This window comes from Kutzneria kofuensis, assembly GCF_014203355.1.
Classification (GTDB): domain Bacteria; phylum Actinomycetota; class Actinomycetes; order Mycobacteriales; family Pseudonocardiaceae; genus Kutzneria; species Kutzneria kofuensis.
In genome coordinates this window covers 1,670,014-1,687,730 of record NZ_JACHIR010000001.1, presented here as the reverse complement: position 1 = coordinate 1,687,730, position 17,717 = coordinate 1,670,014, and the positions used below count along the sequence as shown (strand labels likewise).

General features: G+C 71.0%; 19 protein-coding genes. 11 read left to right on the top strand and 8 right to left on the bottom strand.

Features of this window, described 5'->3' with window-relative positions:
- Nucleotides 1-9 precede the first annotated feature (9 nt).
- The 7 genes from BJ998_RS07650 (at nt 10) to uppS (ending at nt 5,348) form a co-directional block, all read left to right on the top strand.
- Nucleotides 10-1,017, top strand: a complete 1,008-nt coding sequence (locus BJ998_RS07650; RefSeq protein WP_184859768.1) for a hypothetical protein — start codon at nt 10-12, stop codon at nt 1,015-1,017.
- A 38-nt stretch (nt 1,018-1,055) separates the two neighbouring features.
- Complete coding sequence (locus tag BJ998_RS07645; RefSeq protein ID WP_184859766.1) at nt 1,056-1,670, top strand: ESX secretion-associated protein EspG; 615 nt, start codon at nt 1,056-1,058, stop codon at nt 1,668-1,670.
- A 9-nt stretch (nt 1,671-1,679) separates the two neighbouring features.
- Nucleotides 1,680-2,450 carry a siderophore-interacting protein gene (locus BJ998_RS07640; protein WP_184859764.1) on the top strand — a complete coding sequence of 257 codons (771 nt, stop codon included), beginning with the start codon at nt 1,680-1,682 and terminating at the stop codon, nt 2,448-2,450.
- 75 nt (nt 2,451-2,525) lie between these two features.
- On the top strand, nt 2,526-3,425 hold the full coding sequence (locus BJ998_RS07635) for an ABC transporter ATP-binding protein (RefSeq protein WP_184859762.1): 900 nt from the start codon (nt 2,526-2,528) through the stop codon (nt 3,423-3,425).
- A complete protein-coding gene (locus BJ998_RS07630; RefSeq protein WP_184859760.1) occupies nt 3,422-4,273 on the top strand; it encodes an ABC transporter permease in 852 nt (283 codons plus the stop codon). The genes BJ998_RS07635 and BJ998_RS07630 overlap by 4 nt, the downstream gene beginning before the upstream one ends.
- 7 nt (nt 4,274-4,280) lie before the next feature.
- Nucleotides 4,281-4,520 carry a helix-turn-helix transcriptional regulator gene (locus BJ998_RS07625; protein WP_184859758.1) on the top strand — a complete coding sequence of 80 codons (240 nt, stop codon included), beginning with the start codon at nt 4,281-4,283 and terminating at the stop codon, nt 4,518-4,520.
- Between the two features lie 81 nt (nt 4,521-4,601).
- On the top strand, nt 4,602-5,348 hold the full coding sequence (gene uppS, locus BJ998_RS07620) for a polyprenyl diphosphate synthase (protein WP_184859756.1): 747 nt from the start codon (nt 4,602-4,604) through the stop codon (nt 5,346-5,348).
- Here uppS and BJ998_RS07615 read toward each other — a convergent pair.
- Nucleotides 5,345-6,130: a M56 family metallopeptidase gene (locus BJ998_RS07615; protein WP_184859754.1), complete on the bottom strand. Its 786-nt coding sequence runs from the start codon at nt 6,128-6,130 to the stop codon at nt 5,345-5,347. The two genes, uppS and BJ998_RS07615, sit on opposite strands and share 4 nt — an antisense overlap.
- Nucleotides 6,123-6,476: a BlaI/MecI/CopY family transcriptional regulator gene (locus tag BJ998_RS07610; protein ID WP_184859752.1), complete on the bottom strand. Its 354-nt coding sequence runs from the start codon at nt 6,474-6,476 to the stop codon at nt 6,123-6,125. The genes BJ998_RS07615 and BJ998_RS07610 overlap by 8 nt, the downstream gene beginning before the upstream one ends.
- Nucleotides 6,477-6,528: 52 nt before the next feature.
- Between BJ998_RS07610 and BJ998_RS07605 the strand changes: the two genes are divergently transcribed.
- Nucleotides 6,529-7,104: a phosphatase PAP2 family protein gene (locus BJ998_RS07605; RefSeq protein ID WP_184859750.1), complete on the top strand. Its 576-nt coding sequence runs from the start codon at nt 6,529-6,531 to the stop codon at nt 7,102-7,104.
- Here the strand turns inward: BJ998_RS07605 and BJ998_RS07600 are convergent.
- Both BJ998_RS07600 and BJ998_RS07595 read right to left on the bottom strand, forming a co-directional pair.
- Nucleotides 7,019-7,450, bottom strand: a complete 432-nt coding sequence (locus tag BJ998_RS07600; protein WP_184859748.1) for a MarR family winged helix-turn-helix transcriptional regulator — start codon at nt 7,448-7,450, stop codon at nt 7,019-7,021. The two genes, BJ998_RS07605 and BJ998_RS07600, sit on opposite strands and share 86 nt — an antisense overlap.
- A 151-nt stretch (nt 7,451-7,601) precedes the next feature.
- A complete protein-coding gene (locus BJ998_RS07595) occupies nt 7,602-8,801 on the bottom strand; it encodes an IS110 family RNA-guided transposase (RefSeq protein ID WP_376775833.1) in 1,200 nt (399 codons plus the stop codon).
- 237 nt (nt 8,802-9,038) lie between these two features.
- Between BJ998_RS07595 and BJ998_RS07590 the strand changes: the two genes are divergently transcribed.
- Nucleotides 9,039-10,268, top strand: coding sequence for an MFS transporter (locus BJ998_RS07590; RefSeq protein WP_184859746.1), 1,230 nt, complete (start codon nt 9,039-9,041; stop codon nt 10,266-10,268).
- Here BJ998_RS07590 and BJ998_RS07585 read toward each other — a convergent pair.
- Nucleotides 10,178-10,609: a hypothetical protein gene (locus BJ998_RS07585; protein WP_184859744.1), complete on the bottom strand. Its 432-nt coding sequence runs from the start codon at nt 10,607-10,609 to the stop codon at nt 10,178-10,180. The genes BJ998_RS07590 and BJ998_RS07585 overlap by 91 nt on opposite strands.
- On the bottom strand, nt 10,606-12,246 hold the full coding sequence (locus BJ998_RS07580; RefSeq protein ID WP_312889978.1) for a PHP domain-containing protein: 1,641 nt from the start codon (nt 12,244-12,246) through the stop codon (nt 10,606-10,608). Before BJ998_RS07580 ends, BJ998_RS07585 begins: the two co-directional genes overlap by 4 nt.
- A gap of 122 nt (nt 12,247-12,368) precedes the next feature.
- Here BJ998_RS07580 and BJ998_RS49075 point away from each other — a divergent pair, with 122 nt between their 5' ends.
- Both BJ998_RS49075 and BJ998_RS07570 read left to right on the top strand, forming a co-directional pair.
- Nucleotides 12,369-13,040: a DUF742 domain-containing protein gene (locus BJ998_RS49075; RefSeq protein WP_184859742.1), complete on the top strand. Its 672-nt coding sequence runs from the start codon at nt 12,369-12,371 to the stop codon at nt 13,038-13,040.
- A 101-nt stretch (nt 13,041-13,141) separates the two neighbouring features.
- On the top strand, nt 13,142-15,610 hold the full coding sequence (locus BJ998_RS07570) for a glycoside hydrolase family 3 protein (RefSeq protein ID WP_184859740.1): 2,469 nt from the start codon (nt 13,142-13,144) through the stop codon (nt 15,608-15,610).
- Between the two features lie 4 nt (nt 15,611-15,614).
- On the opposite strand, the gene BJ998_RS07565 is transcribed toward BJ998_RS07570, so the two are convergent.
- Nucleotides 15,615-16,367, bottom strand: a complete 753-nt coding sequence (locus BJ998_RS07565; protein ID WP_184859738.1) for a dioxygenase family protein — start codon at nt 16,365-16,367, stop codon at nt 15,615-15,617.
- A 180-nt stretch (nt 16,368-16,547) separates the two neighbouring features.
- On the bottom strand, nt 16,548-17,714 hold the full coding sequence (locus BJ998_RS07560) for a cytochrome P450 (RefSeq protein WP_184859736.1): 1,167 nt from the start codon (nt 17,712-17,714) through the stop codon (nt 16,548-16,550).
- Nucleotides 17,715-17,717 lie beyond the last annotated feature (3 nt).

Sequence of the window (17,717 nt, the reverse complement as noted above, 5' to 3'; positions counted from 1 at the left end):
GTCCCAGCCGTGGGGACAAAGACAGTGATCACCGCCCTGGCCTGTGTCGCGATGGCCGTATCCGGGTGCGCCAGCAGAGTTGCCGGTGTGGCCCAACCGATCGGCGCCGGGCCGGACCAGTCCACCGGCGCCACCACGGCCTCGGAGCTGGGTGATCCGCGCACGACCGACGCGTGCCAGTTCGCTCCCCAGGACGCGTTCAAGCCGCTGGCGCCGAAGTTCAAGCTGGACCACACGCTGAGCACCTACGGCACGTGCTACTTCTCGCTGGTGCTGGCCGACACCTCCACCCCGCCCAAGGTCACCGCCGGCTACCTGCTGTCCGTGGAGACGGAGACCGGCCTGGCATCGCCCGACGACTACCTGAAGAAGTTTCAGGTCTCGGTGACGGCGAAGCAGGTGGACGGACGCACCGTCTACTCCGGCACGGGCGAGAAGGACGTCGGCTGCGTCCGCGGCGTCACGCTGGCCGGCAACCAGGCGATCGTGCTGTCGGCCAAGAACTCGTCGTCCTATCCGGACGCCGACCCGTGCCCGACCGCCGACGCGATGCTCACGGGCGCACTCGCCGTGCTGAAATCCGGGAACCTCAAGCACAATCCGTTCCCGACCGGGTCGGCCGGCGACGTCGACCTGTGTTCGACGCTGACCTCCGTCGCGTCGGCGGCGCTCGGCGGCGCCGCCACCGTCACGCCCACCGGCTTCTACGGCTGCAGCTGGGTGAAGGGGCACGACTACGTCAGCATCCTGCTGTCCTCGGACGGCTGGCCGCCGCAGTTCAAACTCGGCACGCCGCAGCCCTTCCAGGCCGGCAACCGCCTGGCGCTGGCCGCCAAGATCGGCAACGACAAGCTGGCCAGCAGCTTCGTGCAGGTGCAGTACACGAAGTCTCCCTTCTCCGACGACGAGTTCGAAGTGGTCACGGTGAACCTCACCATCGGCGGAAAGTCCGATGTCATGCCGCAGGCCCGGCAGCTCGCCACCGACGTGGTGAAGGCGTTGGACAGCCGGCGCTGAAAAGAGTCACGCCTTGGCTCGCCGGCTCGTGTGTCACGATGGCCGCCGTGGCGCTGGAGTGCACATTCGTCGAACTGGACGCCGTGGGAGAGGCGCTGGGACTGACGCTCCGCCGGTTCCCGTTCGCATTCCCGTACCACGGCAACGGAATCAACCGCACGGCGCTGCGCGCGCAGGTCGCCGCGAGCCTCGCGGAGCGGGGTTTGTTGCGGGGCAACAGGTTCACGCCCGAGCTGCAGGACACGCTGACGCTGTTCGCCACCGGCCAGCCCGCGATCGGCCTGCTCGGCATGACCGGTGACGAACAGCTGACCGCCCTCGGCGTGTTCGGCGCCGACCGCGGGCTGATCGCCGTTCGGCATGACGAGGGCATCCGATTCACTTTCGTGCCGCGGGCCCGGATCGTGCCCACGCTCGTCGCGCAGCTGCCGCCCATGGCCGGTGCACCCGGCGGCACGCCACTGGGCTCGCCGCGGCTGGGTGGCGGGTCGTTTCTCGTCGACGGTGAGTCCATCGGCTGGGTCGACACCGATGACGGGCGCTACCTGGCGGTCACCAGCCGTGGCATCGACGGCCGGCCGCGGATCGACTACTCGCCGGGTGATCCGGCGGAGGTGGAGCGGCGGCTGCACGCCCGCATTAGCTTAGGCTAGCCTAAGCTAATGCTGAAGCGGTACAAGCTGGTCACGGTCACGCGCGTGCGTCAGGTGTCACCGCGCACCCGTCGGCTCACCTTCGGCGGCCCCGAGCTGGCCGACTTCACCTCCGTGGCGCCGGACCAGCAGGTCAAGCTGTTCTTCGGCCGCAACGGCGAACCGCGGCCGTGGGTGCCGCAGCCGCCGTCGGACGGCGACGTGATGGGCTGGTACCGGTCGTATCTGGCGGTGCCGGAGGAGCGCCGGCCGTGGATGCGCGCTTACTCGGTGCGGGCGCACCGCGCCGAGGCGTCCGAGATCGACATCGACTTCCTGCTGCACGACGTCGACGGTCCGGCGACGCGCTGGGCGGCCACCGCCGAGCCCGGCGACGTGGTCGGCCTGCTCGGGCCGACGGAGAGCCACCTCGTCCGGCCCGGCCCGTACGACTGGACGCTGTTCGCCGGCGACCAGAGCGCGCTGCCGGCGATCGCCGCCTCGCTCGCCGCGCTGCCGGCCGGCGCGAAAGCGTTGGCGTACATCCAGGTTGCCGACGAGAACGAGGTGCAGGAGTTGCCGAGCCCGGCCGATGCCGACGTTCGATGGGTCCACAGTGGACTGGTCGACGCGGTGTGCGCCGCCGAGTTCCCCGACGGCGACGTCTTCGCCTGGCTCGCCGGCGAGGCGTCGGTGGTGAAGGCGCTGCGCCGGCACCTCGTCGGCGACCGCGGCGTGCCCAAGAACATGATCGCCTTCAGCGGCTACTGGCGGGTCGACGCCACCCACGAGGAGCTCTGAGCCTGTCGTACTCCTTCCTCGGTATGTAGTAGGTCTGCTACATTTCGTTCCACTTGTTGGACGGGGGAGGGGTTCATGAGCGTGCTCGACGTTCGTGACCTGCGGATGCGCTACGGCTCGACCGATGTGCTGACCGGGGTCACGTTCCAGGCCCACCGGGGGGAGGTGCTCGCCCTGCTCGGACCGAACGGGGCGGGCAAGACCACGACGATCGAGATCCTGGAGGGCTTCAGGAAACGCTCGGCCGGCGAGGTCAGCGTGCTGGGCGTGGACCCGGCGCGCGGCGACGAGGCGTGGCGCGCCGGGCTGGGCATCGTGCTCCAGTCCTGGCGCGACCACGGCCGGTGGCGGGTGCGGGAGCTGCTCGCGCACCTGGCCACGTACTACGTGCCGTACCGCACGCCGTGGCCGGCGGACGAGCTGATGGAGCGGGTCGGCCTCACCGAGCACGCCGGCAAGCGGGTCAGCCGGCTGTCCGGCGGGCAGCGGCGCCGGCTGGACGTCGCCGTCGGCATCGTCGGCCGGCCCGACCTGCTGTTCCTGGACGAGCCGACGGTCGGCTTCGACCCCGAGGCGCGGCGCGACTTCCACGACCTGGTGCACCAGCTCGTCGACTTCGAGGACACCACGATCCTGCTCACCACGCACGACCTCGACGAGGCCGAGAAGCTGGCCGACCGGATCCTGGTGCTGGCCGGCGGCCGGGTGATCGCGGACGGCTCCGCGGATGCCCTGTCACGGCGGATGAACACCGCCGCCGAGGTGCGGTGGAGCCGTGGCGGCGAGCGGTTCGTGCACGCCAGCACCGACTCGACGGCGTTCGTGCGGCAGCTGTTCGCCCAGTACGGCGAGGAGATCGCCGATCTGGAGGTGCGGCGGGCCAGCCTCGAGGACACGTACATGGCCCTGGTGCGGGGCGTCGAGTCCGGCGCGGCCGACCGCGCCGTGCGCGAGTTCGAGGAGGTGGCCCGGTGAACAAGCTGACCACCGCCGCGCGCAGCGGCTGGGCCCGCGGCCTCATCGAGTTCCGGCAGCTGTTCACCACGCCCCAGGACCTGGTGGCGTTCCTGCTGCCCAACGTGATCTTCATGGTGGCGATGGCCTTCCTGCGGGCCGTGCCGACCGGGGCGACCGGGCTGTCCATCGGCACGCTGATGGTGACCAGCGTGCTCGGGTCCAACGTGTGCTTCACCGGGCTGCTGACGATGACGCAGGCGCTGAGCACCGAGCGGGAGGACGGCACGCTGCTGCGGGCCAAGGCCGTGCCCAACGGCATGCTCGCGTACCTGATCGGCAAGGTCGTGGTGATCACCGGCGCCACCGTGGTCGGGCTCGCCATCACGCTGACGTACGCGCTGCTGGCGTTCGACCAGGTGGCCGTCCCCGGCCCAGCCGGCTGGCTCAAGCTGGTCGCCGTCCTCGTGGTCGGGCTGTTCGCCACCATGCCGGTGGGTGCGGTGCTCGGCTCGCTGTTCGCCAACCCGCGGATGATCGGGTTCGCCAGCATGCCGATCATGGCCCTGCTCGGCGTGTCCGGCATCCTGTACCCGATCACCGTGCTGCCGGTGTGGGTGCAGTGGCTGGCGCAGGCGTTCCCGATGTACTGGCTGGGGCTGGGGATGCGGTCGTCGCTGCTGCCCGACTCCGCGCTCGCCGTCGAGATCGGGCATTCGTGGCGCGGCTGGGAGACCTTCGCCGTGCTGGGCGTCTGGGCCGTCATCGGCCTCGCGCTGGCCCCCGCCGTGCTGCGCCGGATGGCCCGGCGCGAGTCCGGCTCCACGGTGGCCGCCCGGCGGGAGAAGGCGATGCAGCGGATTGGGTGAGGCACGGATGACCGAGACGGTGCACAACCGCATCGCCATGCTGCGGGCCGAGCGCGGCATCAGCCGCCGCCAGCTGGCCGAGGCGCTCGGGGTGCACTACCAGACCGTCGGTTACCTCGAACGCGGCGAGTACAGCGCCAGCCTCTACCTGGCGCTGCGCATCGCCGAGTACTTCGAGGTCCCGGTGGAGGTCGTCTTCTCCACCAGGCCGTTCCCCCGGATCGGCAGCGAGGACCGTCCGGAGTAAATCCTCACAGGACCTGCGCGGAATCTGCACATGTTCCTGGTTCGGTGAAGGGTATGGCTGACTGGCTCACCGGACCGCTCTATGCCCCTGTACGCCCGACGCCTGCGCAAACGCGTCGTGAACGGCCCCGTGCCCCAGCACGTGGGGCTGATCATGGACGGGAACCGGCGCTGGGCCAGGCAGATGGGGATGGCGTCGCCGAGCGTGGGGCACCGCTACGGGGCGGAGCACGTGGACGACGTGCTGGAGTGGTGCCGGGCGGCGGGAATCGAGCACGTGACGGTGTTCGTGTGCTCGACGGAGAACCTCCAGCGCCGGGACGACGCGGAGGTGGCGTACCTGATGGGGGTGATCGAGGACGTCGTGACGGACCGGCTCACCAAGCGGAACGATCACTGGCGGGTGCACGTCGCGGGGAGCCTCGATGTGCTGCCGGACAGCACGGCGCACGCGTTGAAGCGGGCGGTCGAGGCGACGAGGCGCCGCGACAAGGGGCACATCACGTTGGCGGTGGGATACGGGGGCCGGCAGGAGTTGGTGGACGCGGTCAGGGAACACCTGTACGCCAACGCGAACCGGGATCCCCGGGACATCGCGGCCGAGCTGACGATGGACGACATCACGGGAAGGCTGTACACGGCCGGCCGCCCCGACCCGGATCTGGTGATCCGGACCAGCGGCGAGCAGCGGATGTCGAACTTCCTGCTGTGGCAGAGCGCCTACGCGGAGCTGTACTTCTGCGAGGCGTACTGGCCGGCGTTCCGTGAGGTGGACTTCCTCAGGGCGCTGAGGAGTTACGCCCAGCGGCAGCGTCGTCACGGGGCCTAGAGAAGCTGCCACAGGTCGAACACGGCCTCGGTGGCCTCGACGAAGACGTAGGCGACCAGCGCCACGGTGAGCAGGGCGAGAATCCGGTACCGGGGCCGCACCGGCGTCAGCAGGGCGGCGACGCGTTGCGGGACGGGACCGGCGGAAATGCCCAGCGCGGCAACGGAAAGCCGGGCGTGACGGGCCGCGAGGGCGGCGGTGGCGACGGCACGGGCGGTGAGCACGCGGTCACCGGTGGCGCTGGCCGCGACCTCGTCGGCCCAACGCTCCACTGTGTACCGAACGGCGGCCCGAAGCGGCCACAGCAGCGGCTGGGCGGCGCTGGCGAGGTCGACGAGCAGCACGAAACGGTGATGCCGCAAGGAAACGTGGGCCCGCTCGTGGGCGAGCAGCGCCCGCCGCTGGTCGGCGCAGAGGGCACGGACCATGCCTCGGGAGACGACAACGCCGCCGGGCAGCGCATAGGCGAGCGGCTCGTCGTCGGGCAGGATGGCAAGCCCGTCAACGGGAATCCGCCACGCCCGCCGCCGGTGCCAGGCGGCGGCGCCGACGGAGAACGTGGCGGCGACGAAGAGAAGGGTCAGCGTCACACCGAGTACCACGGAACCGCTGAGCAGGGAGGACACCGCGGTCACGGCGAGCGTCACGGTGCTGGCCAGGGCCAGCAGCACGGAGATCCCCGCGATCAGCCAACTCGTCGGCCGCGGCTGCCACGACCGGCAGTGGACCAACGCCCAGGCCAGCATCGGCGCCAGCAGCGGCACCAGCGCGCCGTCATCCATCCGAGTCCGCGAGCAGTTGTCGCAGCAGCACTTCGTCCTCCTCGCTCAGGTCCGTCACGAACCGGGCCAGCACGGTGCGCCGGTCCGGCTCGGCGTCGAGGAGCTTACGCATCCGACTGGCCGCCAGCCCCGGTTCGTCCTGCACTGGGGAGTACGCGTACGCCCGACCTTGCCTCTCCCGTGCAGCCACGCCCTTGTCGTGCAGTCGGGAGAGGATCGTGACCACGGTGGTGTACGCGAGCGTGCCGCCGAGTTCGGCCTGCATCTGGGCGGGCGTCATCGCGCCGTCGGCCGCCCACAGCGCGGCCAGCACCTCGGACTCGAGTTCGCCGGACCTGCGTCGCATCGGCACAATCTACGGCCGCGCACGATCTACTACATAGGTGTAGACGTTAACTGTGCAGGAATTCGACGACGGTGTGTTGACGGTGGGCACGGCCCTGGCCCGGGCCACCGGGTGGTTGCACCTGCCCGTCGAGGTGTTCTCCGACTACGGGTTCGTGCTGTTCGTCCTGCTCTGGGCGCTGTGCTGGCGGCGCGGCGCGTCCCGGCCGGCGCTGCTGGCGGCGCTCGTCGCGCCGCCGGTGGCCTGGCTGATCAGCATCGGCCTCAAGGTGCTGGTCACCGAGCCGAGGCCGTGCCTGACCCTGAAGGACCTCTACACGGTCCAGCCCTGCGATCCGCCGACCGACTACTCGTTCCCGAGCAACCACGCGACGATCGCCTTCGCGGCGGCGGTCGCGATCCTGGTCCTGGACCGCAGGCTCGGGCTCGTCGCCCTGATCGTCGCCGTCCTCATCGGCGCCACCCGGGTGTACCTGGGCGTGCACTACCCGCACGACGTGCTGGCCGGCGCGTTCGTCGGGTCGGCGGTGGCGTATCTGCTGGTCAAGCTGACAGTGCGCGCACGAGGGGGGCGAACTCCGGGTTCTGCTCCGCCTCGGCCAGGGCCCTCTCCAGCTCCGCGTCGTTGACCGGCCGGGCGGCTTCGAGCAGCGCGAATCCGGCCTCGGTGACCTCGGTGTAGATGCCCCGGCGGTCGGTCGGGCACAGGTAGCGCCGCAGCAGCCCGCGGTCCTCCAGCCGGTTGACCAGTCGCGTGGTGGCGGACTGGCTGAGCACGACGGCGTCGGCCAGCTGGTTCATCCGCAGGTGGTGCTCCTGCTGGGTGGACAGCGTCAGCAGCACGCCGTACTCCCGGACGGACAGCTCGTGCGAAGCCTGCAGCGCCCGCTCCAGCCGGTCCTCGATGCGGTTGTGCAGCGCCGCCAGCGTGCACCAGCCCTGTGCCCTGCGGACGTCCTCGTCGGCCAGTGTCACGGCTCACTCCTCCTCGGCTTGCCCCGGGCATACTTGCGTGCAACATTAACAAGCGTCTGCAACTATTGCGGAAGCTTGCTACTCGAGAGTCTACTGGGGAAGGATTCCCAATGACGTTGTCAAGCGGTAGCGGTGATAGGCGGTGAGCCTGTCAGGCTGCTGCGCTGCCTGGTCGTGGCACGTGGGGCTGGAACGTTCGTTCGTCGCGGACGAGCGCCCACACGACGTTGAGGCGTCGACGCGCCAGGGCCAGTACGGCCTGCTTGTGGACCTTGCCCTCGTGCCGTTTGCGTTCGTAGAAGGCCTTCGACTCCGGACACCGGACGATGGCGTACTGCGCGGACAGGTAGAACGCCCGCAGCAGCCGCCGGTTGTAGCGGCGCGGACGGCGCAGGTTGCCCTGAACCCGGCCGGAGTCACGCGGGACCGGCGCCAGGCCGGCGACACCGGCCAGCCGGTCAACGCTGCCGAACGCGGCCGGATCCCCGCCGGTCAGAGCGATGATCTCGGCCCCGAGCAACGGCCCGATGCCGGGCATGCTCAGGATCACGGCGGCGTGCCGGTGCTGGCGAAACCGGCCCTCGATCAGGGCGTCGGTCTCCGCGATCTCCTCATCCAGGGCCATCACCCCCTTGGCCAGCCGCGCCGTCATGGCCGCGGCAGTGGACTGTCCGGGAACGGCGGTGAGCTGGGCCCGGGCTGCGGCGATCGCGGTCGCGGCGATTGCGGCGCCGTTGCGGACCTTGCGGGCCCGCAGCCAGGTGGCCAGCTCGGCCTGGCCGCACTCCCGCAGCGCGGCGGGAGTCTGAAAGCCGGTCAACAGCACCAGCGCGGCTTTGGAGGAGCTGTAGTCAAAGGCTCGTTCCAGGGCGGGGAAGTACTCCAGGATCTGGGCGCGCAGCCGGTTGATCGCCCTCGTGCGGTCGGCGGTCAGGTCGTAGCGGCGGGCGGTCAGGATCCGCAGGTCCACGGCGATCTCGTCGCCGGCGGTCATCGGGTGCAGGTCGCGGCGCATGCGGGCCTGGTCGGCGATGATGAACGCGTCCTTGGCGTCACTTTTGCCCGATCCTCGGTAGCCGGCCGAGGCGTGGTGGACGGTGCGGCCGGGGATGTAGAGCAGGGCCTGGTCGTGGTTGACCAACAGGGCGATCAGCAGCGCGCCGCCGCCGGCGTTGAGATCGATCGCCCACAGCACGTCGGGCGACAGCGCTCGGACATCGGCGATCAGCTCCAGCAGTTCGGCCTCGTTGTTGGGCACTCGCCGGGACAGGATCTTGTCGCCCTCGGCGTTGATCACCACGCAGTGGTGGTGGGCTTTGCCCGCGTCCACACCGGCCCACAGTTGCGGCACGGCCACCTCCCGTCGTCGTTCGTGCCAGACACCCAGCAGACGACCTCGCCGTCACGTCCTTATGCAGCGATTGTTTCGCTCATCCCAATCAGCGGCCGAGTCGTCGCAGGACCCCGGGCGGCCAATCCTTCCCAGCCACACCAACGGCTCCGTCATGACAGCCACACCCGAGGTCCCCGGGCCTTCCTGATCTTACGACTGACCAGAACCGACCCGACTCAGAAGATAAGGAACGTCATGCCCCTCGCCCTGCTCGCCCTGGCGGTCAGCGCATTCGGCATCGGAACCACCGAGTTCGTCATCATGGGCCTGCTGCCGGAGGTCGCCGGCGACCTGCACGTCACGATCCCCACCGCGGGCCTGCTGATCTCCGGCTACGCCCTCGGCGTGGTCGTCGGCGGTCCACTGCTCACCGTCGCCGGCAACCGCGTCCCCCGCAAGAACCTGCTGCTCGGCCTGATGGTGCTGTTCATCGCCGGCAACCTGATCTCGGCGCTGGCCCACAGCTACGCCCTGCTGCTGACCGGCCGCGTCGTCGCGGCGCTGGCGCACGGCGCGTTCTTCGGCGTCGGCTCGGTCGTCGCGGCGAGCCTGGTCCCGGCGGCCAAGCAGGCCAGCGCCATCGCGCTGATGTTCACCGGCCTGACCGTGGCCAACGTGCTCGGCGTGCCCGGCGGCACCGCGCTCGGCCAGGCTTTCGGCTGGCGCGCCACGTTCTGGGCGGTCACCGCGCTCGGCGTGGTCGGCCTGCTCGGCGTCGCGTTCCTGGTGCCGCACCAGCCGTTGGAACCGAGCCGCGGCCTGCGCGGCGAGCTGGCCGTGCTCAAGCGGCCGCAGGTGCTGCTCGCGCTGGCCATGACCGCGCTGGGCTTCGGCGCCGTGTTCGCCGCGTTCACCTACATCGCGCCGATGATGACCAGCGTCGCCGGCTTCTCCGCCGGCGCGGTCGCCTGGCTGCTCGTGCTGTTCGGCGTCGGCCTCGTGATCGGCAACCTGATCGGCGGCAAGGCGGCCGACCGCAAGCTGATGCCCAGCCTGTACGTCATCCTCGCCGCCCTGGCCGCGATCCTGGTCGTCTTCGTGTTCACGGCGCACGCCCAGATCCCGGCCGCGATCACCCTGGTGCTGTTCGGCACGATCGGCTTCGCCACGGTGCCGGGCTTCCAGACGCGCGTGATGCAGCAGGCCGACGGCGCGCCGGCGCTGGCGTCGACGGCGAACATCGCCGCGTTCAACCTCGGCAACGCGTTCGGCGCGTGGCTCGGCGGCCTGGCCATCGACGCCGGCCTCGGCTACACCTCGCCGAACTGGATCGGCGCGGCGCTCGCGTTGGCCGGCCTCGTCGTGGCGGTCAGCTCCGGCCTGCTGGAACGTCGTCAGCAGACGTGGGCGCCTTCGACCTCCAACGGCACGGCCGAGCCGTCCACCGCCGGCGTGACGTGCAGCGTGAGCAGCCCGTCGGCGTAGACCGGGCGGACGTAGTCCCGCGTGTCCACGACCGTGTCGTCGGTGGCGGTGCAGCCGACACCGACGACACGGTCGATCGCGCTCGAGGCCACGATCTCCCGCACGGTCAGCGACCCTCGCAAGGCGTCCTGGCCGGGGAAGCGAAAGGCTCGGCCGCCGGTGCGGTCCCGAAGCTCCTCGAAGTCCGAGTGCCCGTTCAGTTCGAACGACACCGCGTGGTGCGGGACCGGCTCCCGCACCACGTGCGTGCACAGCAGCGAAGCCTCCGGCGCCAGTTCCAGTGCGAAGTGCTCGGCCTCGTGGCGATCCCGGTGACCGCCGTCCGCCGCGTACAGCGTCACCGGACGTCCACGAAGATCGGGTTCGAGTACGTCCACAGGTCGCTCCACGGATCCACACCGCCGGCCGGGTCCATCCGCGGCTCGATCGAGCCCTCGGCGTGGAAGTTGCCGTCGGTGCCGCGAAGGCGCAGGTAGAACGGGTCGCGCACGTTGCGGAACGTGTGCTGGAACACCGCCACCGGCACGAATCCGCGCCGCGTCTCGAACGACTGCACGACCCGCACGCTCGGCGTCGCGAACGTGTCGCGGTCGGCCACCGGACCGGTGACCATGCCCTGGATCAGGTCCATCCGGGCCAGCCGCGGGATGCTGCCGCCGGCGTTCGGCCGGGTCGCGAGCCGCGCCACCACCAGCACGGTCACGTTGCCGCCGCGACGCACGGTGGTGCGACCGCCCAACGTCACCGGCCAGCCGCCCTCGTCGGAGAACACCGTCACCTCGAGGCCGGCGAGCAGCCCGCCCATCGCCACCCAGACCCGGCCGTTGCGGATGCCGTCCATGACCGCGCGGTAGCTGCGGTCGGTCGCGCCGACCACGGTCCGGCTGTACTGGCCCGGCCGGAAGTCGGCCCAGCTGTGCCTGACGCCGCTGTCCACCGCGTCGAGGTGCTTGCCGGTGGTGTTGTAGTCGGCGTCCGGCGACGGGCTGGTCAGCGTGTCGCCGAAGTTGCGGTGCGAGTCGGAATTCGACGTGATCCACCAGCCCTTGCCCTCGGCGAGCATGGAGTCCCACAGGCCGCCGAGCTTGGCCGTCATCCAGTCGAAGCCGCCGTGCGTCCGGTACAGCTCCAGCGGGTAGCCGGGCCAGGAGTCCACGCCGGGGCTGTTGGAGTAGCCGCCGCGGGCGGCGCCGTTGCCCAGCGGCGCGGGCGTGGAGTCGGCCTGCGCGCCGGGGGAGCCCTCCATGCCGACGGCGATGTGCGGGGCGACGTCGCGCCAGTTGCGCAGCTCGTGCGGCGACAGCCGGCCGTTGCGGGACGGGTGGTTGGCCAGGAACAGCGCGGAGTTGATCTTGCCGGCGCGGACCTGCTGGTCCAGCCAGCGCAGGCCCTGCACCGCGATCAGCTCGTTGGCCGGCGAGCTCGGGTTGGTGCCGTTGACGTTGCCGTCGAAGAGCCGCTCGAACGTCTGCAGCATCTGCGCCTCGTCACGCGAGCAGTCGAAGAACACCGTCGCGTGCTCGGCCGCCGGGGTGTTCCACTCCAGGCCCTGCCAGAGCAACAGGCCCCGGTGCTTGCGCCGGGACGCCAGCACGTCGGCGTAGGTCTGCTGCACCGCGTACTTCTCGTGGGCCAGGTAGCCGTGGTCGGTGATGACCATCCAGTCCAGCCCGTTGCGCACACCACCCGCGACCTGCTGCTCCACGGTGTACATCGCGTCGTTGGAGTACTGGGTGTGGATGTGGTGGTCGCCGGCCAGCCACTGGTAGCGGCCCGGGCCGTCCCAGCCGGTGCTCGCTGACGCCGTGCCGGCGCCGAGCGCGCCCGCGCCGGCGACGGTGGCGCCGAGCAGGCCGGCGTTGCGCAGGAAGCGTCGGCGGCTCACGTCCAGCGGGCGCAGCTCGCGGTCCGGAACCGCCAGGTCCGCGTACTCGGGAGTGTCGCCGGCGTGATGGTGGTGATGGTGGTGGTCGTGCACGGGCGGACGCTAAGAGCCGGACATGGCCGGCGCGTGTCCGTGGCCTGAACTCGGGACGGTTCACCTGGAACGAACAGACTCGAAACATCGCCGACACGTCCGGAACCGGTCACGGTCCTAGGGTGGCCGACGTGGTGGAGGTCGGTCGGACCGGAGCTCGCTTCGGGTCGGCGCGCAACCGCGAGCGGTGGGCGGACGTCGAACCGGACGTGGAGCAGCCGAAACCGGGGGAGCCCGCGCCCGAGGAGCTGGAGCGCGGGCAGCACGAGCTGGCCCCGGAGGTCGGGCGCACGGGCGCACGGTTCGGCTCGCCGAGGGCCCGCCGCCGCTGGCAGCGTGATGCGGACGAGGAGCCGCCGGTCGAGGACGACCTCACGCACACCCAGCCGTTGCCGGCGCCGCCCAAGCCGGTGCCGCCCCCGCCGCCCGTCTACCCCGAGGACGACCTCGCCTGGGACGGCCTGGACGCCGGCGAGGAACCCAGCTCGCTGGTCCGCCCGTACGCGCGAACCGGCGGCCGGACCGAGGTGAACCGGGAACTGCGGCTGGAAACCCTGATCTCCGTCGACCGCAGCGACGTAGTACTCGTCATGGAACACCGACGCATCGTCGAGATCTGCGAGCGCACCAGCTCGGTCGCCGAGGTCGCGGCGGCCCTGCCCGCCCCGCTGGGCGTCGCCCGTGTCCTGATCGACGACCTCATCGAGCTCGGGGTGTTGACGGTGCATACCGGAGACAGCCGCCCCGACGAGGCGCTTCTGGCCCGGGTGTTGGCGGGACTTCGCAGACTGTGACCCGCCGGTAACGCCTTGACGCTCGTCAGGTAAGCGTGAAAAGTTCTCGCCTACTCCGCCGAACGGAGTCCCGAGCGGCCTGCCATCCAGGCGGGTGCCGTGTGCGAGGAAAGGGGCTTACCACGTTCCGGCTCGCCGATACCGGCCCGCAGCAGTCGCCGACGCCGCGACAGGTCGCCGATGATCTTGTCGCGACGCTCAGCATAGCGGAGAAGATCGAACTCACTCAGCAGACCCAGCCGGCCCTGCCCCGGCTGGGCCTGCCCGCCGCGGACTTCACGCTGCGCTCGGCCACCGACGGCGTCGAATCGGACTTCCCGCTGCCGCTGGGACTGGGCAGCAGCTGGGACCCCGAGCTGGTGATGCGGGTCGGCGCGGCCATGGCCGACGAGATCCGGGCATCCGGCGGCGGCCTGGTGCGGGAGATCCCGCTGGTCAACCCGTCGTACGACCCGCGGCACGCCCGCAACGAGCGCGGCTTCGGCGAGGACCCGCTGCTGTGCTCCAAGCTCGGCGCGGTGTTCGCGCTGGGCCTGCGCGGCCCGGAGAAGGCGCACCCGAAGACCGTGCCGGTGGTGCGGCACGTGGACGATCTCGACCGCTGCGCGATGGCGCCGGGCTTCAACCTGCGCGTGTTCAACGAGTACGAGATGCCGGTGTTCCGCGCGGTGTTCGAGACCGGCGGCGCGGCCGGCATCGTGCTGTCCCAGATGATGATGGAGGACTTCCCGGCGCTGGCCGCCCAGCTGCTGCAGCTGGTGCTGCGCGGCTGGAGCGACGGCGAGGCGGCGATCTGGAGCGAGAAGCTGCCGGACCGGCCGCTCACCTCCGGCGGCCAGGCGCTGGCGCTGCGGCTCGGCGCGGACGCCTTCATGGGCGGCGGCCGGACCGTCGACGCGATCACCGAGGCGTACCGGCGCGGCGAGGTCACCGAGGCGATGATCACCGCCGCGGCGCGGCGGATGCTGATGCTGCGCCTGCAGCTGCTGGCGTCCAGCTCCGGCCCGGCGAAGGTGGACCGCAAGGCCCACCGGGAGCTGGTCCGGCGGGCCGCCCGCGAGTCGATCGTGTTGCTGCGCAACGACGGCCTGCTGCCGCTGCTGGTCGGCCCGGGCATGCGGCTGGCGGTCATCGGCCCGCACGGCGAGGGGCTCGCCACGGAACTGGGCCGCCGCGTCACCGCCCAGTACGTGAGCGGATCGGACCGGGTCACGGTGCCCGGCCTCGACGGCGAGTTCGAGCTGACCGAGTGGCGGCACGGCCGGTTCACGCTGGCGTCGGAAACCGAGACGCTGGAAGCGATCACCGGTCCCGACGGCACGATGATCGACCGGGACACCGAGCAACCGCTGGAGTGGCAGCGGGTGTCGCACGGGATCGCCGACGCCGTCGCGCTGGCCCGCGAGGCGGACGTCGTCGTGCTGGCGGTCGGCAGCAGTCCCGAGCTGGACGACGGGAACCGGTCGACGCTGGAACTGCCGTCGCAGCAACACCAACTGGTGCGGGCGGTGCGCGCCGCCAACCCGAACGTGGTGCTGGTCGTGCGCAGCGGCTACCCGTACGCGCTGCGCTGGGAGGACACGTACCTGCCGGCGATCCTGTGGAGCGAGCACTCGGGGCGGGCGGCCGACCGGGCGACCGCGGAGATCCTGTTCGGCGACCACGCCCCGTCCGGGCGGCTGCCGCAGACCTGGTACCGCGCCGACGCGGACCTGCCGCCGACCCTGGACTACGACCTGCTGCAGGGCAGCGGCACCTACCTGTACCAGGAATCGGAACCGCTGTACGCCTTCGGTCACGGGCTGACGTACACCACGTTCGCCTACGAGGACCTGGACCTGAGCTCGCGGGTGATCAACGCCGACCAGGCCGTCACGGTGACGGTTCGGGTGCGCAACACCGGGTTCCGCGACTGCCACGAGGTCGTGCAGCTGTACACGCGGCAGCTCAACTCGCAGGTGCGGCAGCCGCGGAAGGTGTTGCGGGACTTCAAGAAGGTGCTGATCCCAGCCCGTGAGTGCCGCACGGTCACGTTCCGGCTGCGGGCCGCCGACCTGTGCTTCTGGGACGTCACCAGGGACAAGTGGGTGGTGGAAACGGCGCTGCACGAGGTTTTCGTCGGCACTTCGTCGGCGAAGGCCGCCACCAGCGCGGTTCTCGACGTGCACGGCCGGACGCTGCGGCCCCGGACGCTCGCCCGCACCGCCATCGACGCCCACTCCTACGACGAGTCGATGGGGCTGTCGCTGGTCGACATGTCCAGCGAGGCCGGACCCGTTGTCTCGGCGGCAAAGGACGGCGCCTGGCTCGGTCTGCTCGGCTACGACCCGAGCGGCTGCCGGTCATGGAGCCTGACCGCGTCCAACGCCGGCGACGAGCCGGCGCCGGTCGAGCTGCGCTGTGGCGCGCCGGACGGCCGGCTGCTCGGCACCGTGCTCGTGCCGCCGACGACCGACCACCGCCGCTACGCCGTGGCGACCGGGTCGCTGATGCCGGTGGACGAGGTCAGCGACCTCTTCGTGGTGTTCCCCGAACGCGGTCCGTGGATCACCCGGGTGGCTTTCGCCTGAAGCCTCAGCCGATCTGGATCGAGCGCTTGGCCAGGCCGTGCCAGAAGCCGTCGATGACGGTGCGCTGGGTGGTCAGCTCGTCCTCGGCCGCGCCGAGCGTCACGAACAGCGGCGCGAAGTGCTCGGTGCGCGGGTGCGCCAGCCGGCCGGCCGGGGCCTTGTGCTCGAAGTCCAGCAGTGCGTCCACATCGCCGGCGTCGAGGGCGTGGTGGCCCCACTCGTCGAACTCCGACGACCACGTCGGCGTGCCCGCGGACCGCATGGCCGCCAGGTTGTGCGTGAAGAAGCCGCTGCCGATGATCAGCACGCCCTCGTCCCGCAGCGGCGCGAGCTTGCGGCCGATCTCCATCAACTGCTCGGGGTCCAGCGTGGGCATGGACATCTGCAGCACCGGCACGTCCGCGTCGGGGTACATCTCGACCAGCGGCACGTACGCGCCGTGGTCCAGGCCGCGCTCGGGGGCGTCGTGCACCTGCGGGCCGAGCAGCTGCCGGACCCGGTTGGCCAGCTGCGGCGCGCCCGGGGCGGCGTACCGCACCTCGTAGTAGCGCTGCGGGAAGCCCCAGAAGTCGTACACCAGCGGCACGGTCGTGGTCGCGGAGACGGTCAGCGGCGCCTCCTCCCAGTGCGCGGAGACCATCAGGATCGCCTTGGGCTTGGGCAGGTCCTTCGACCACGCGGCCAGCTGCCCGGTCCAGAGCTGGTCGTCGGCCAGCGGCGGCGCGCCGTGGCTGAGGTAGAGGGTGGGCAAACGCATGGAACGACCTCCCGCCTGGTTGTTGAACTTTCAACATGATAGGCGGGAGGTCGTTCAAATTTCAAGTAACTCCGCGAAGGGGTGGCGAGGAGCTGTGACCTACGCGGAGGGGGCTGCGAGGAGCCGTGGCTCGCGCGAAGGGGGCTGCGAGGAGCCGTGGCCTGCGCGAGGGGCCGTGATCTACCAGGTCACCGGCAGCTCCGAGACGCCGGACAGCAGGGCGTTGGGGCGGCGCGGCACCTCCTCCACCGGCACCGCCAGCCGCAGCGTCGGGATGCGGCGGAACAGGTGCGTGAAGGCGATCTCCAGCTCGGCGCGGGCCAGGTTCTGGCCCAGGCACTGGTGGATGCCGAAGCCGAACGCCAGGTGGTGGCGCATCGGGTTGGCCACGTCCAGCTCGTCGGACTGCTCCCGGTCGGCGATGGCGCTGGCCACCAGCACGCCCTCGCCGGCCCTGATGGTCTGGCCGCCGAGTTCGATGTCCTCCAGGGCAACCCGGCCCAGCGTGCCGGCGATCGTCAGGTAGCGCAGCAGTTCCTCGACGGCGCCGCCGATCGCGGCCTCGTCGTCGCGCACCTTGGCCAGCTGGTCCGGGTTGCCGAGCAGTACCATCGTGCCCAGCGAGATCATGTTGGCGGTGGTGTCGTGGCCGGCGATCAGCATCACCATGCCCATCGCGGCCAGTTCCTCGTGGTCGAGCCCGCCCTCGGCCAGCTGCTCGGCGATCAGGTCGTCGAGCAGGCCCTCGCCGGGCTCGTCGATCTTCTTCTGCACGAGGTCGTGCAGGTACGTCAGCAAATTCCGGATGGCGTTGCCGTCGGCGTCGAGGCGGCGGCGGGACTGCTCCTCGAAGAACGCGTGGTCGGCGTAGGGCACCCCGAGCAGCTCGCAGATCACCATGGACGGCACCGGCAGCGCGAAGTCGGCCACCAGGTCGGCCGGCGGGCCGGCGGCGATCATCGCGTCCAGCCGCTCGGTCACGATGCGCTCGATCTTCGGCTTCAGCGCGGCGATCTTGCGCACGGTGAACGACGGGATCACCATCCGCCGCAGCCGGGTGTGCACCGGCGGGTCGTTGGAGATCAGCGTCGCGGTCATGTTGGTCGGCCGCGTCTGCGGCGGCAGCGGGATCGGCATCGGGAAGTTGGGCCGGCCGCGGTCGGACGACACGCGCGGGTCGGACAGCAGCGCGCGGGCCTCGGCGTGCCCGGTGACCAGCCACGGCGTGCTGCCGTCGAACAGCCGAACGCGCGCGACCGGGCCGCGTTCACGCAGCTCGGCGGCCCCGTCCGGCGGGTCGAACGGGCAGCTGCGGGTCAGCGTGAGCTCCGGGACGGTGTCGGTCATGAG

Bases quoted from the DNA above. Each gene is read 5' to 3' on its own strand.
- BJ998_RS07645 (WP_184859766.1), top strand. From the start codon at position 1,056: ATGGCCGCCGTGGCGCTGGAGTGCACATTCGTCGAACTGGACGCCGTG.
- BJ998_RS07640 (WP_184859764.1), top strand. From the start codon at position 1,680: ATGCTGAAGCGGTACAAGCTGGTCACGGTCACGCGCGTGCGTCAGGTG.
- BJ998_RS07635 (WP_184859762.1), top strand. From the start codon at position 2,526: ATGAGCGTGCTCGACGTTCGTGACCTGCGGATGCGCTACGGCTCGACC.
- BJ998_RS07625 (WP_184859758.1), top strand. From the start codon at position 4,281: ATGACCGAGACGGTGCACAACCGCATCGCCATGCTGCGGGCCGAGCGC.
- uppS (WP_184859756.1), top strand. From the start codon at position 4,602: ATGCCCCTGTACGCCCGACGCCTGCGCAAACGCGTCGTGAACGGCCCC.
- BJ998_RS07615 (WP_184859754.1), bottom strand. From the start codon at position 6,130: ATGGATGACGGCGCGCTGGTGCCGCTGCTGGCGCCGATGCTGGCCTGG.
- BJ998_RS07610 (WP_184859752.1), bottom strand. From the start codon at position 6,476: ATGCGACGCAGGTCCGGCGAACTCGAGTCCGAGGTGCTGGCCGCGCTG.
- BJ998_RS07590 (WP_184859746.1), top strand. From the start codon at position 9,039: ATGCCCCTCGCCCTGCTCGCCCTGGCGGTCAGCGCATTCGGCATCGGA.
- BJ998_RS07565 (WP_184859738.1), bottom strand. From the start codon at position 16,367: ATGCGTTTGCCCACCCTCTACCTCAGCCACGGCGCGCCGCCGCTGGCC.
- BJ998_RS07560 (WP_184859736.1), bottom strand. From the start codon at position 17,714: ATGACCGACACCGTCCCGGAGCTCACGCTGACCCGCAGCTGCCCGTTC.